Source organism: Lawsonella sp. (assembly GCF_011525565.1).
GTDB lineage: Bacteria > Actinomycetota > Actinomycetes > Mycobacteriales > Mycobacteriaceae > Lawsonella > Lawsonella clevelandensis_A.
Window position 1 is genome coordinate 75115 of the sequence record NZ_WVRS01000011.1, and the last position, 14289, is coordinate 89403.

At 56.3% G+C, this 14289-nt stretch carries 13 protein-coding genes; 5 read left to right on the forward strand and 8 right to left on the reverse strand.

The features are described 5' to 3' along the window. Window positions 1-110: 110 nt before the first annotated feature. The 4 genes from QZV76_RS05885 to QZV76_RS05900 form a co-directional block, all read right to left on the reverse strand. On the reverse strand, window positions 111-1013 hold the full coding sequence (locus tag QZV76_RS05885) for an exodeoxyribonuclease III (protein WP_290598977.1): 903 nt from the start codon (window positions 1011-1013) through the stop codon (window positions 111-113). Between the two features lie 31 nt (window positions 1014-1044). Continuing rightward, entirely contained in the window at window positions 1045-2268 is a 1224-nt protein-coding gene (locus QZV76_RS05890) for an MFS transporter (RefSeq protein ID WP_290598979.1), read from the reverse strand. A 3-nt stretch (window positions 2269-2271) separates the two neighbouring features. Next, complete coding sequence (locus tag QZV76_RS05895) at window positions 2272-3492, reverse strand: NADP-dependent isocitrate dehydrogenase (protein ID WP_290598981.1); 1221 nt, start codon at window positions 3490-3492, stop codon at window positions 2272-2274. 301 nt (window positions 3493-3793) lie between these two features. Further along, entirely contained in the window at window positions 3794-5323 is a 1530-nt protein-coding gene (locus tag QZV76_RS05900; RefSeq protein ID WP_290598983.1) for an MFS transporter, read from the reverse strand. A gap of 385 nt (window positions 5324-5708) precedes the next feature. On the opposite strand from QZV76_RS05900, the gene QZV76_RS05905 reads away from it, so the two are divergent. Continuing rightward, window positions 5709-7034 (forward strand): PLP-dependent transferase, encoded by a 1326-nt coding sequence (locus tag QZV76_RS05905; RefSeq protein ID WP_290598986.1) that lies wholly within the window; start codon window positions 5709-5711, stop codon window positions 7032-7034. A gap of 75 nt (window positions 7035-7109) precedes the next feature. Then, entirely contained in the window at window positions 7110-8264 is a 1155-nt protein-coding gene (locus QZV76_RS05910) for a homoserine O-acetyltransferase (protein ID WP_290598988.1), read from the forward strand. 64 nt (window positions 8265-8328) lie between these two features. Here the strand turns inward: QZV76_RS05910 and QZV76_RS05915 are convergent, their stop codons facing one another. Together QZV76_RS05915 and QZV76_RS05920 are read right to left on the reverse strand one after the other, a co-directional pair. Beyond that, a complete protein-coding gene (locus QZV76_RS05915) occupies window positions 8329-8832 on the reverse strand; it encodes a DUF3017 domain-containing protein (RefSeq protein ID WP_290598991.1) in 504 nt (167 codons plus the stop codon). Next, window positions 8829-9683, reverse strand: coding sequence for a bifunctional methylenetetrahydrofolate dehydrogenase/methenyltetrahydrofolate cyclohydrolase (locus QZV76_RS05920; protein ID WP_290598993.1), 855 nt, complete (start codon window positions 9681-9683; stop codon window positions 8829-8831). Before QZV76_RS05920 ends, QZV76_RS05915 begins: the two co-directional genes overlap by 4 nt. 100 nt (window positions 9684-9783) lie before the next feature. Here QZV76_RS05920 and QZV76_RS05925 point away from each other — a divergent pair, with 100 nt between their 5' ends. Next, window positions 9784-10314, forward strand: a complete 531-nt coding sequence (locus tag QZV76_RS05925) for a tRNA (cytidine(34)-2'-O)-methyltransferase (RefSeq protein ID WP_290598995.1) — start codon at window positions 9784-9786, stop codon at window positions 10312-10314. Between the two features lie 24 nt (window positions 10315-10338). On the opposite strand, the gene QZV76_RS05930 is transcribed toward QZV76_RS05925, so the two are convergent. Together QZV76_RS05930 and QZV76_RS05935 are read right to left on the reverse strand one after the other, a co-directional pair. Beyond that, on the reverse strand, window positions 10339-11697 hold the full coding sequence (locus tag QZV76_RS05930; protein ID WP_290599013.1) for a PFL family protein: 1359 nt from the start codon (window positions 11695-11697) through the stop codon (window positions 10339-10341). A 20-nt stretch (window positions 11698-11717) separates the two neighbouring features. Continuing rightward, window positions 11718-11987, reverse strand: a complete 270-nt coding sequence (locus tag QZV76_RS05935) for an ACT domain-containing protein (protein ID WP_290599014.1) — start codon at window positions 11985-11987, stop codon at window positions 11718-11720. 167 nt (window positions 11988-12154) lie between these two features. On the opposite strand from QZV76_RS05935, the gene dusB reads away from it, so the two are divergent. Together dusB and QZV76_RS05945 are read left to right on the forward strand one after the other, a co-directional pair. After that, entirely contained in the window at window positions 12155-13294 is a 1140-nt protein-coding gene (gene dusB / locus QZV76_RS05940) for a tRNA dihydrouridine synthase DusB (protein ID WP_290598997.1), read from the forward strand. A 75-nt stretch (window positions 13295-13369) separates the two neighbouring features. Next, window positions 13370-14056: a phosphate uptake regulator PhoU gene (locus tag QZV76_RS05945; protein WP_290598999.1), complete on the forward strand. Its 687-nt coding sequence runs from the start codon at window positions 13370-13372 to the stop codon at window positions 14054-14056. Window positions 14057-14289 lie beyond the last annotated feature (233 nt).

Sequence of the window (14289 nt, forward strand, 5' to 3'; positions counted from 1 at the left end):
GTGAAAGAAAGAATGCGATTTTCAGGTTACTCGCGTTAGAGCATGAGATGTAATAGTGCTCCCCTGGACCATGCGCACTACCCCTCAGAGGACGATATCCCTAGGTGGTGCTACTTGTAGGTGACAGTGACAGGTGCATGATCAGACCAGCGGAGGGCGTAGGCGTCGGCCCGCTCCACGCGCGCTTCCTGCAAATGGTCGACCAGTCCGGGGGTGATGGCCTGGTAGTCGATGCGCCACCCGGCATCATTGTCGAAGGCCTTACCGCGGTAGCTCCACCAGGAGTACGGTCCACACCCCTCGGGCTGTAGATAGCGTTGCGCATCGGTCCAGCCGGTGGGGTTACCAGCTGTATCAACGCCCACTCCGTTGGGTCCGAAAAGGCTGGTCATCCATTCACGTTCTACGGGGAGAAAACCCGATTTAGTGGTGTTGGCTTTAAAGTTTTTCAGGTCTTCTTCGCGGTGGGCGATGTTCCAGTCGCCACAGACTACTGTCTGCGGTGCTGTTCCTGCCGAGACATGAGTTGTGCGCTGGTTGAGGAAGGTAGCGAACCCATCCATGAAGCGATACTTCTCATCCTGCCGCGGGGTGTCGACTTCACCGGAGGGAAGGTAGAGGGATGCAACGGTGAGGAGATCCCCGTCGACGGCACCAGCAAGGCGCCCCCCAATGGGGAAGTCCGCTTCAATGTAGCGCCCGGCGTCAGCGAATTCTTCCACATTGATGCCCGTCCGTACTGCAATAGGCTCTTGCCTGCTGAGAATACCGACCCCTGCGCGTCCCTTGGCGGCGGCTTCCTGCATGGAGAAATACCAGCTGCCACCATTGTCGACAAGTGCTGGCGCTAGTGCGGTCAAGGCTTGTTCCGGGGTGGCACGCACTTCCTGGATACACACCACATCGGAGGACGTGGTGTTGAGCCAGGCCAAGAAGCCTTTATTCTCTTCAGAGCGGACGCGGGTGGCGGCGCGAATGCCGTTGACGTTAACGGAGGTGACGGTAAAACTCACTCATTACTACTTTCTCTAGTGTTCATAATCTCTAGTGCTCACCCACCGACTGTTCTTGCTCCGCGGGTTGGTCTTTGCCCGATTTAACGAAGTACACGGCAACAAGCAGGAAAACGAGCCCCACTGCCCCAACGGCAGCACCAAGAACTGCCGGAATGATGTACATATAGTCTCCACCGAGATGGTGCTGCACAGCTTGAGCGGAGACAAACGACCCAATGATATTGGCGAGGCACAGGGAAACATGATTCATCGATGAGGCCAAATTCTGGGCGTCACCAGCATGTTTAATAAGACGCACCTGCATGGAAGCAGAGAATGCTCCTGCCCCAAAAACACCCACCAGGAATACTTCAATAAAAAGTGTGACGGGCGTTTTCACCATCAGCGGGGAGAATGCCAGAATCGCAACAAAACACCCCATGACAATGGGAAAAGCCCCCTCAGGGAGCCGATCGGAAAGATGACCTGCGAGGAATGTTCCCACCAAACCCCCTATACCAATGAGCATCATAATGATGGGCATAACAGAGGGACTCATTTTGGTGATGGTCTCAACGGTACGGGTGACGTAGGTGAGGAAACCATAGAAGCCGCCGAACCCGAAAAGCCCAGCGAAAAGAGTAAGAAGCACTTGCCTATTCTTAAAAAGACCCAGTTCCTGCCGGGGGTTGGAGGGTGCTATATCGTCCATGGGGGGCAGCCATATAAACATGGCGGCACATGCTAATGCTCCACAGAGAGCGATAATTCCGAAGGCGTAACGGTAGTTGAGGGACTGCCCCACCCACGTTATCAGCGGCACCATCACCAGGTTGGCAATGGGGACACCCAGGAGAGCATTCGCCACTGTTCGGGCAGTTTTCCCAGGTGGGGCAAGATAGGCACCCACCAAGGCGGTAAGACCATAAATAGCGCCGTGGGGGATACCGGCAATGAATCGCCCTGCTAGCAGCACCCCAAAATTTGGGGCACACAGAGTAAGCACATTGCCCACCACCTGCGTGGAGATAGCCACCATCAACAATTTTTTCCGATTGAGATGGACGAGGACAACCGTGAAGATAGGTGCCCCCACAATAACCCCCACCATGTAGAGGGTAATGGCGTAGCCCAGGGTGGACTCTGTGGTCATTCCTACATGGCGCCCCACATCGGGCAGCAGGCTAATAATGGACGACTCAGTGCAGGCAGTGCCAATACCGCCCAGGATAAGGGCAATAATGGCCCACCGTATGGAGTGTGTGTCACGCACTACTTAGACCGCCATTTTCTTGCCAAGATTAGTGATAAGTGCTTCCATGAACTGCTCCGTGGTGAGCCATTCCTGGTCGTCACCAACAAGACGGGCGAGGTCCTTCGTCATTTGGCCACCCTCAACAGTGTCCACAATGACCTTCTCCAGTGTGTCCGCAAAACCGATAAGGTCTTTATTCCCATCCAGTTTGCCGCGGTGGGCAAGACCCCGCGTCCAGGCATAAATGCTGGCAATGGGGTTAGTGGAGGTGGGTTTACCGGCCTGGTATTGGCGGTAGTGGCGGGTGACGGTGCCGTGGGCGGCTTCTGATTCACAGATCTTTCCGTCGGGGGTGAGGAGGACGGAGGTCATGAGGCCGAGGGAGCCAAAACCTTGCGCCACAGTATCGGATTGGACGTCGCCATCATAGTTTTTGCAGGCCCAAACATAGCCGCCTTCCCACTTGAGAGAAGAAGCAACCATATCGTCGATGAGGCGATGCTCATAGTGCAGGCCAGCGGCTTCAAAATCGGCCTTGAATTCCTCGTCGTAGATGCGCTGGAAAATATCTTTGAACTGGCCATCATAGGCTTTGAGGATGGTGTTCTTGGTGGAGAGATACACCGGATAGTGCATGCTGAGGCCATAGTTAAAGGAGGCCCGGGCGAAATCCTCAATGGACTTAGTGAAGTTATACATGCCCATAACGACACCGCCGTCTTCGGGAAGACGCACTACTTCATGCTGGATGGGTTCGGAGCCATCATCGGGGGTGAAGGTGAGGGTGACGGTGCCAGCACCGGGGACTTTGAAGTCGGTGGCGCGGTATTGGTCGCCAAAGGCGTGACGGCCGATGACGATGGGTTTTTTCCAGCCGGGGACAAGGCGCGGCACATTGGACATGATGATGGGAGCGCGGAAGATAGTACCGCCGAGGATATTGCGAATGGTGCCGTTGGAGGATTTCCACATTTTCTTGAGGCCGAATTCTTTCACTCGGGCCTCATCGGGGGTGATGGTGGCACATTTAACGCCTACGCCGTGCTTCTTAATGGCGTTGGCTGCATCAATGGTGATCTGGTCGTCAGTGGCGTCGCGATTTTCGATGCCGAGGTCGTAGTACTCGAGATTGATGTCAAGGTAGGGAAGGATCAGATTATCGCGAATGTCTTGCCAAATGACGTGAGTCATTTCGTCGCCGTCAAGTTCAACAACAGTGCCATCGACGTGGATCTTCGACATTGATACTCCTTTGTGATGCAGTGCGGTGCAGTGTAGTGCAGTGTAGTACTGCGGCAGTGCGCTATACGAAAGCTACCTAATGGGTTGTTCTCTTTATATAGTACTGTGGCTTTCCACAGTACTTGTAACACAAGTCACATTAAATGGTGACGGTATGCCATAGCGCGGCAGCAGATCCTCGCAATGGGGAACCTAACGACCATATACATCTTGTGTCCACATAGCTGTCTATATAGCAGTGCCCTCCGCCGAAAACAGGCGGAGGACACTAAATACAGTGCGGTAAAACGGTGAAGGCTAACTATTCTCCAGCCACAGCCTCCACAGCCTCCACAACTTCCGCAGCCTCCGTAACCTCAACGGGCTCTGGAGTTTCCATAGCCATGAGTTCCTCACGGCCGTCATTGCGGAGGGCATCTGCCAGTCCGAAAAGTGCCCCCAACGCCATAAGGCCTATCACTAATGACATGGATAGGGCGAAAGCGTGTGTGTATCCGGCAAGCGAATCGTTGTAGCACGTTGAGAAGAACACCAGAGTTACCCCCGCGATACCGATGGAGGAACCGATACGCTGCATGGTCTGTAAGACACCTCCGGCTGCACCGCCTTGTTCTACCGGGACCTCTGTTAGTGCAAAAGTCTGGTTGGGGCTGATGGTGATACCAGAGCCGAAACCAGCGATAGCACCACCGATAAGGATTCCCAACCACACAAACTTTTCAGGCAGTAGAACAGCCGAACCGATCATGAGAGCAAGCCCCACCATAGTGGAGATGAGCCCAATGAAAACCAGCCAACGGCCACAACGAGCCATCCATGTGGCAGAGCGCTGCGACCCATAAGCACCCATGAGGGCGAGAGGAACCTGGAGTAGGCCAGCGATCCAGGCCGCCATTCCAATTCCCTCCTGTAGGTACAGTGTGAGCACTACAAAAAGGCCAGTCCATCCCGCGAAAAAGCCTGTAGAAACTGCTGACCCTAGGGTGAAACCCTGGTTTTTCATGAGAGAACGAGGCATGACAACCTCGTGGTTATTGCTCTCTCGCCAGAGTTCCCAACTGGTGAAGAGAGCGCCGAAGAGAAGACCTACACCAATGAAATACCAGGGGGCATGTGCCACACCATAGGACGGGTCAGTTGCCAGAATGAAGGGCAGCATGAGGGCCAGTACACCCAGAGCCATCAGCACTAAACCGACAGAATCGAGATTGAGTTTAGAACCCTTTTCACGTTTCTGGCCTGCTGGTAAAAGTTTGGGCCCCATTACCAGAATAAAAATGGAGAAGGGGATATTGACAAGGAAGACGGAACGCCAACCCCAGTCCGGGCCGAGGCCGCTGACCAAAGCACCACCAAGAGCTGGACCAATAGCTGAGGAAATACTGACGACCATACCGAAGATACCGAAGGCGTGGGCGCGTTCTCTCCCCTGGAAAAGTTCTTGAATAAAGCCAATAACCTGCGGTGTTGTTACGGAGGCTCCAATGCCTTGTAACACGCGCATAACAACGAGAACTCCAGCGCTGGTCGAAAAACCGCAGGCCAGAGAGGTAAGCATGAATAGAAGTGAACCGAAAAGGAAAACAGGGCGTCGTCCGAGGACATCGCCGAAACGACCCGAAGGAACAAGAAGTAGACCAAACGCAACAGCATAACCAGCCACAATCCATTGGAATTGTGTCGGTGTTGCGTGCAGGGATTTTTCTATCGAAGGAAGCGCCACATTGACAATCGAGACGCTTAAAAGCCCTACGAAGCCTGCGGCCATAACAACGGAGAAGGCCTTCCAGGCCTCATTTCGCTGCTGTGGTTGTATCCGTTTTTTTGACATATATCCTTTCTATCGTATATAGGCGATTTAATTAAAATCATTCTGTGTTAAATACGTATTGAACTGCAAAAACACAGTAGTATACCCATATATTCATTAATAGAAAGACAACAGCAGAGAGCATTAAAGGCTTTTTCGCAACTTTTTACTGCAACAAATTAGTATGAGATGCGACACATCTACGATGGCGTCCTGCCCGTCACATTCCGTAACGACACAGCAGAACCTATAGACAGGCAGAACCTATAGAGACAGACTGTGTAAGCAATACGAACGCAAATTTGCTGTTACCACCACGTAGGATAAGACCCAGAGATAAACCTAGAGTCTTACTCCTACACTCACTAGCGCACTGAAAGCAGAGCACAAAGGAGGCGCAACGCCTGTGGAGTACAAATACGACAACACGGACTATGCTGACTGGGATTTTGACACCCGCGCAGTCCACGCCGGCCAAAAACTCGACTCAGATTACGGTGCGCGAGCCATGCCTCTCCACCTCACCACCGCCTTCGCCTTCGAAGACTGCCAAGACGGGGCAGACCGCTTCGCCCTCACCAAAGGCGGCCACATCTACACCCGCCTCAACAACCCCACCACCGACATGGTTGAGGAACGCATCGCCTCCCTGGAAAACGGCGTCGGTGCCCTCCTCTTCGGATCCGGCATGGCTGCTATCCTGGCCACCGTCGAATCCATTGCCTCTGCCGGGGACCATATTGTGTCCAGCCCCCGCCTCTACGGCGGCACCGAGACACTCTTCCGCCATACCCTCCCCAAGATGGGGCTGCAGGTTACCTTCGTGGAGGATCCGGACGATCCACAATCCTGGCAGGACGCCGTCCAACCCAACACCAAACTCTTCTACGGGGAAACCATCTCCAACCCCGCCAATGACGTGTTCGACATTCCTGCCATCGCCGACGTTGCCCACCGCAACCTCGTCCCACTAGTTGTCGACAACACCATGGCCACCCCCTACCTCACTCGCCCGCTTGACCTCGGCGCCGACCTAGTCGTGGAGTCCGCCACCAAGTTCATGGCCGGGCACGGTACCGTCATGGCGGGTGCCCTCATCGACGGCGGAAAATTCGACTGGACCGTCAAACGCAACGGAGAGCTCGTCTTCCCCGGCCTTGCCGCCCCCGACCCCGCCTACCATGGTTTTGTCTACACTGATGCAGGCCCCGGCGCACTCATTCTGAAAGCCCGCGTCAGCTTCATGCGGGACACCGGCTCCGGCATTTCCCCCTTCAACGCATGGGCCACCCAACTTGGTTTGGAAACCCTCTCGCTACGGATGGAACGCCACGTATCCAACGCGCAGAAAGTAGCGGAATGGCTGGAGCAGCAGGAACTTGTTGACACCGTCAACTATGCGGGACTGCCGTCCTCCCCCTGGTATGAGGTGCACAAGCGTGTCTGCCCGAAGGGTGCCAGCTCTGTACTGGCCTTCGATATTAAAGGATCGACGAAGGAAGCCTGGACATTCATCGATGCGCTGAAACTCCACACCAACCTGGCGAACTTGGGTGATGTGCGTTCCCTCGTCACCCACCCGGGTTCCACCACCCACTCGCAGCTGACCACCGAGGCGAAGAAGCACGCCGGTATTACCGACGCCACCATTCGCCTTTCCGTCGGCTTGGAATCCGTCGACGATATTATCGCCGACCTTCAGCGCGGATTCGACGCCGTCGCAGCGCTGTAATAGCGTGCTGCACTAATTACAGCTAACAACTAGCTACACTGGAATAGCTAGCAGGACACCCCGAAAGGAGGACAGGTGAACGCCGCCACCCCACACCCGCTGCTGCCGCCCGCAGACGGCACTCTTGGTTATGTGCGCATTGGGGACGTTCTCCTGGACTCCGGTGTCCTCCTCCCCCAGGTCGCTATTGCCCTGCAATGCTGGGGCACCCTCAACGCGGACGCCAGTAACATCATCCTCATTGAGCATGCCCTCACCGGCGACTCGCATGTGGTGGGACCCCAGGACGCACTCCACCCCACCGCCGGCTGGTGGCCCGGAATGGTCGGCCCCGACTGCCCCATCGACACCAACCGCTGGTTCGTCATTTGTACCAATACGCTGGGTGGCTGCCGTGGCACTACCGGCCCCTCCTCACTCCACCCGGACGGGCATTATTGGGGTGCCCGCTTCCCCGCCATTTCCATTCGCGACATGGTGCGTGCGGAGGCACAATTGGCGAATATTCTTGGGATTCGTCGTTTCGCCGCCGTCATTGGTGGCTCCATGGGTGGTGCCCGCACCCTGGAATGGATGATGATGTATCCGCAGCGGGTAGCGTCCGCCGGCGTTCTCGCTGTGGGGCCCTGCGCCTCCGCCGACCAAATTGGGTGGCAAACCACGCAGATTCTGGCCATCACCTCCGACCCGGCCTGGCAGCAGGGCGGCTACCACGGCACCGGCCGCGAACCCACCATGGGGTTGGGCATTGCCCGGCGCATCGCCCACCTCTCCTATCGTTCGGAGCAGGAGTTGGAGCGGCGTTTCGCAAATCGCCCCGCCCCCGGTGAAGATCCCATCGGGGAAGACCTGAGTATGCAGGGCCGCTACGCGGTACAAAGCTACCTGGACCACCAGGCGTCAAAACTCATTTCCCGCTTCGACGCCTGCTGCTATGTTCTACTAACAGACGCCCTGAACCGTCACGATATTGGGCGTGGGCGCGGCGGTATCCACCACGTATTAGAAACCTGCGAAGTACCAGCGGTTATTTGTGCAGTGGATACTGACCGCCTCTATCCCCTGCGCCAGATTGAAGAGCTTGCCGACCACCTTCCCTACTGTTCCGGGGTAGAAATCATTACCTCTGAAAAGGGACATGATGGGTTCCTGGCGGAGGCTGACCAGACCGCCGAGATTCTGCAGAAAACGCTTGCGCTTGCACAAGCTGACGAACAGGTACACGTGTAACAGCTGCTTCCGTGGCGCATTGCTACAGTATGCTGCCGCCGAGGGTAACTATGCTGAAACTATGCTAGACCGGTACCGTCACCACTAGGAAAAGCAGGGCGGTTCCCATTACTAGCAGGAAGATGACGTCAAACCGCTGCGAGCGTACCTCCAGCATTTCCACATAGTCTGCCGGTAGGAATGACCGCAGTGCAGCTGTCAGAAGAGCAGTACATGCCAGGATGGTCACTCCCCGCCGCCAATGCCCTGCCAGCACAAATACGGCCGAAACGATAAGTAGCAGCACGACAATGAGGAACGCTACCTGGCGGCGCCACCATTCTTTATCGTGCTTGAAGATGCCGATGAACCAGTCCCGGAACGGCGCCCAGCCGCGGGCTGCCACCCCATAGCGTTCTAGATCAACATCGGCAATCACATCATCGGGGGCTTCAACGCGACCCGTCGGTGCTGGCTCCGGCGGGAAGGCCGGGTTCACAAGCTGTGGTTTATCGTCCAGAAAGTGCTTCTCGCGCGGCTTCTTAACCTGCCGTTTTTTGCCCCGCCGCGGTTTCCGCAGGGACGTCACTCCGCAGCCATCCGTTCACAGCGTTCCACCACGTTACTAACAAGGAACGCACGAGTAAGCGGACCCACCCCACCAGGGTTGGGGGACACATAGCCGGCCTTCTCCCACACATCTGGGTGAAGATCGCCCGTCAGTTTGCCGTCCACGCGGGAAACACCCACATCCAGGAGGGCGGCGCCTTCTTTAATCATGTCGGCAGTAATCATGTGTGGTTGGCCAGCTGCGGCGATCACAATATCTGCAGCGCGTGTTTCCGCGGCAAGATCCTTCGTCCCGGTATGGCAGAGAGTAACAGTGGCGTTCTCCGTGCGGCGGGTGAGCATAAGCCCAATGGGACGCCCCACCGTAATACCGCGGCCCACCACACACACTTTGGCGCCGTTAAGTTCCACGCCGTAGCGGCGCAGCAGACCAATGCACCCGTTGGGGGTACAGGGCAGGGGTGCCGGCTCCATCAGAACAAGTTTCCCCAGGTTTACGGGGTGCAGGCCGTCCGCATCCTTAGCAGGGTCGATGAGTTCCAGAATGCGGTTCTCGTCGAGGTGTTTGGGCAGTGGTAACTGCACAATATAGCCGGTGCAGGCCGGGTCCTCATTGAGTTCCCGGATGACGGCTTCAAGCTCTTCCTGAGTGGTATCAGCTGGTAGATCCTTGCGGATGGAGTGAACACCGACCTTCTCACAATCCTGGTGCTTCATGCGCACATAGGAGTGAGAGGCGGGGTCGTCACCCACCAGTACAGTAGCCAAACCGGGGACAATACCCTTCTCCCGCAGCGCCGCTACGCGCTTGGTAAGGTCGGCAAAGATTTCGTCACGGTATTTGATTCCATCAAGTTTTACTGCAGTCACGCTTCTCAGTATTCCATGTTCGGCCACAAAGCGGATACCCAAAAGCTATCGCAGCGGAGGCGATCTGCTTGTCATACATGGAAGGTGCAAGAATGGAACCATGTCTGGTGCCAATATCCGTATTCTTTTCGCCCGCCCCTGTATTCCCCCCAACACGGGTAACGCTATTCGTACTTCCGCAGTAATCGGCTGCGAGCTGCATCTTGCGGGGCCACTCGGTTTTGATCTCTCCGATAAGCACCTGCAGCGAGCGGGCCTGGACTACCACGACATGGCGCATGTTTTTCTCCACCATGATCTTGACGTCGCCCTCGACGCGCTCACCGGCGGCCCCGACTCCCCCGCCGCCCAGGCAATGCCGGCGGCTGCCAGCCGCGAACCCGGGCGCGTCTTCGCATTCTCCGCCCGCGGCACCCACCACTATGGGGACATAAATTACCGCCCCGGCGATGTTCTTCTCTTCGGCCCGGAACCCACCGGGCTTACCGATGCGGAACTAGTGGACCCGCGCGTTACCGAAGTGGTGCGGATACCGATGCTGCCGGGACGGCGCTCTATGAACTTGTCGAACACTGCCGCCATCGCCGTTTTTGAAGCATGGCGACAGATGGGGTTTGTGGACGGCATCTAGCATCCAACTGCTGCAGGCCGCAGGCTAGTTTTTGAATCCGTGTACCGGTGCCGGGATACGCCCACCGCGGTTAATAAGAGCATCCGAGGAATACGGCGATATCTCCATAATGGGGGCCTGCCCCAGCAACCCGCCGAACTCTACGGTTTCCCCTACTTTCATGCCGGGGACAGGGATCACGCGGACGGCAGTAGTCTTGGAATTCATAATGCCGATAGCGGCCTCGTCGGCAATCATGCCGGCAATACTCGATGCCGGTGCATCCCCTGGTACCGCCACCATATCGAGGCCAACAGAGCAGATAGCCGTCATCGCCTCCAACTTCGCCAGGTTGATAGCACCCAGCTCGGCAGCCTCAATCATGCCCCTATCTTCCGACACCGGAATGAAGGAACCAGACAAGCCGCCCACATGGCTGCAGGCCATCATGCCGCCCTTCTTCACAGCATCATTGAGGAGGGCAAGAGCTGCAGTTGTGCCATGCGCACCAACCCGCTCCAGGCCAAGCTCTTCCAGAATGCGGGCAACAGAGTCCCCCACCGCAGCCGTCGGGGCAAGGGAAAGATCCACAATTCCGAAGGGAACGTCTAGCCGCTCGGAGGCGATACGTCCCACCAGCTGCCCCACCCGAGTGATCTTGAACGCCGCCTTTTTAATAACCTCTGCGGCGGCACCGAAACTAGCATCCGGATAGTTTTCCAGGGCGCGTTTAATAACACCCGGGCCGGATACGCCCACCGACACCACACAGTCGGGTTCTGCCACACCATGGAAAGCACCCGCCATGAAGGGGTTATCTCCAACAGCGTTTGCAAAAATGACGAGTTTTGCCGCACCCAGGCCCTGCTGGTCGGCCGTCAACTCCGCGGATTGTTTCACAACGTGGCCCATGTGCCCCACCGCCGACATATTAATACCAGCACGCGTAGACCCAATGTTGACCGACGAACACACCAACTCAGTCTCGGCCAGAGCCTCCGGAATGGACGACATAAGAATATGGTCACCGGTCGTGGAACCCTTCTCCACCAGCGCAGAAAAGCCACCAATAAAATTCACGCCCAGAGTATGCGCAGCCCTATCCAACGTGCGGGCAAACTCTACATAATTATCCTCACCACTTGCCGCCGCAATAAGAGAAATAGGGGTGACGGAAATACGCTTATGGATAATCGGAATACCGAGTTCCCGCTCAATCTGCTCACACACGTCTACTAGCCGCGCCGCCCGCGTCGTCACAGTATCGTAGATTTTCTGGCGGCACCGGTCACCATCACTATCGATACACCCCAGCAGGGAAATACCCATAGTGACAGTGCGGATATCGAGGTTTTGTTCCTCGATCATGCGGATAGTTTCGAGAATGTTCTCAGTAGTGTCCATACTCATCGGATACCCGCCCCTTACAGCCGATGCATGGCATCAAAAATAGCTTCCGACTGGATACGAATATCCAGCTTCTGCTCCCCACCCACCTCAGTGAGTCGCTCCTGCACAGTGCCAATGGGGCGCACAGCATCATCAAACTCGCACTGCATAATCATGGTGAAATAATCCCCCATGAGCGTCTGCGACATATTAAGAATGTTTGTATCCAGTTCAGCTAATGCTTGTGCCACGGCAGCAACAATGCCCGTGTGGTCAATTCCGGTAACAGTAACGATGGCTTTCATGGTCACTATCCTATCTGCCAGCAAGTAGCGGAGCGAGCACCACAAAAGGCGTCACGCAAAGCTATCGCGAACCCCTACATGAACGCCAGGGCATTTATTGCGCTGGTTCGTTATTCACACCAGCCCATTATTTGCGCCAGCCCAGTATTCCACGGTGAAATGGAGGAATGTTACGCATTGGTTCTTTGGAGCTCGCCTCCCCCGTTGTCCTCGCCCCGATGGCGGGAGTAACTAATGCTGCCTTCCGCGTCCTCTGCCGCGAGCAGGAACTCGCCCGCGTCGGCGCTGTTTCCGGCCTCTACGTATGCGAGATGGTGACGGCCCGCGCGCTAGCAGAACACCACCCCGCCACCCTGGATTTGATGCGGTTCGCCCCCTCGGAATCCCCCCGCTCCGTGCAGCTCTACACTGTGGACCCCGAGTGGACATACCGGGCGGCGCGGATGATCGTGGACAATAACATGGCCGACCACATCGACATGAACTTCGGCTGCCCCGTCCCCAAAGTCACTCGCCGCGGCGGCGGCTCCGCCCTCCCCTACAAACGCCGCCTCTACCGGGATATTGTGCGGGCTGCCGTGCGCGCCACCACCGGCACAAACATTCCGGTAACAGTGAAATTCCGGGTAGGTATTGACGACGACCACATCACCTATCTAGATGCGGGCCGTATTGCGGAAGATGAAGGCGCGGCCGCCGTCACACTGCATGGCCGTACTGCGGCGGAACGCTACTCCGGCCACGCCCATTGGGAAACAATTGCCACATTGAAAGAACACGTCACCTCCATTCCCGTGTTGGGCAATGGGGACATTTTTGCTGCCGCGGATGCCACCGCCATGATGGAGCAGACGGGCTGCGATGGTGTGGTCGTAGGCCGCGGCTGTTTAGGACGCCCCTGGCTGTTTGCGCAGATTCACCAGGCGTTGGCGGGTGATCCGGTGTCGCCCCCACCCACATTCGGGGAAGTGACACGCATTATGCTGCGCCACGCTGAACTGTTGGCGGATTTTCATGGGGAGCTCAAGGGCTGCCGCGACCTGCGGAAGCATATTGCCTGGTACCTGCATGGCTATCCAGCGGGTAGGGACCTTCGCAAACAGTTATCGCTCGTCTCTAGCGTGGCGGAAATTGAAGAGTTGTTGGCACCGTTCTTCACGAGTGACGCACTGCCGGAAAACCCGGATGCGCCGCGGGGACGGCAAGGCTCCGCCGCCGCCAAGGTAGCCCTGCCGGATGGGTGGTTGGATGATCCCGAACAGGATGATGTTGTGGTCGACGACCACGAGCTGCATTCCGGCGGCTAGCAGTACTTTTAAAATTTCATCTCTCCTTAAACTTCTTTTGCTGCATGCCTCTTAGAGTTTCCGTATGATGGGCATATGCGTACTGCTTATCAGCATCAACTTGATACTTTAAAGACCCACCTGCAGGATCTTCTGCAGCAGGCCACCCGGAATTTGCAGCTAGCTACCAGCGCACTTTTAAACGCTGACTTGTCTGCTGCAGAGCAAGTGATTAGCGGTGCTGACAAGCTAAGTGTGGACGCCCACGAGATGGCTTGCTTAGCGCTTGATCTACTAGCATTGCAGGCTCCTGTTGCAACTGACCTGCGCCAGATTGTGTCTGCACTGAACTCCATTAGCGATGCCCGGCAGATGACTGTCCACGCTCTACACATTGCGGATCTGGCCCGCGACCACCACCCGGACTGCTGCGTCCCCGATGAGGCAATTGACCTTATTGAAGCTATGTCGAAACTTGCCACCGCTGAGGGACACACCGCAGTGCAGGTACTGGATGAGCTAGATATTGATACTGCCCGCTGGTTGGGTGAGCGCCACCTCCGCATGCGTGATTACCGGGAGGCAGCGCTTGCACTTGTTCGCACATCCAGCTGCACATTCACACCTCACCAAGCGGCGGATTTAGCTCTCCTAGCCCACTACTTAGAGCGTTTCGGAGACTACGCAGTGGACTCCGCACAACGTGTTATCTACCTGGTGACCGGCGAGGATCCTGAACTGGATGAACTATCCGATACCACCCAAGAAATCGCAGACCAGTAAAGATAACCCATTCGGTAAGTCACTAAAAGTGTGTGGCCTGTATCTTTTAGAAGAGTCAGGCCACACACTTTTATTTTGTTTATCTATTCTTTTTACTCACGCTTCCTCGACAATGATTCCCTTCCCACTCGCATTAATTGAGTGGTGTCACGTACCCGGTATTTGGTGACTAGTTCAATGTTTAGCGTCCGGTATGGTGTTTAGCGTCCGGTGCGTTTTAGCGACTGGTGCCG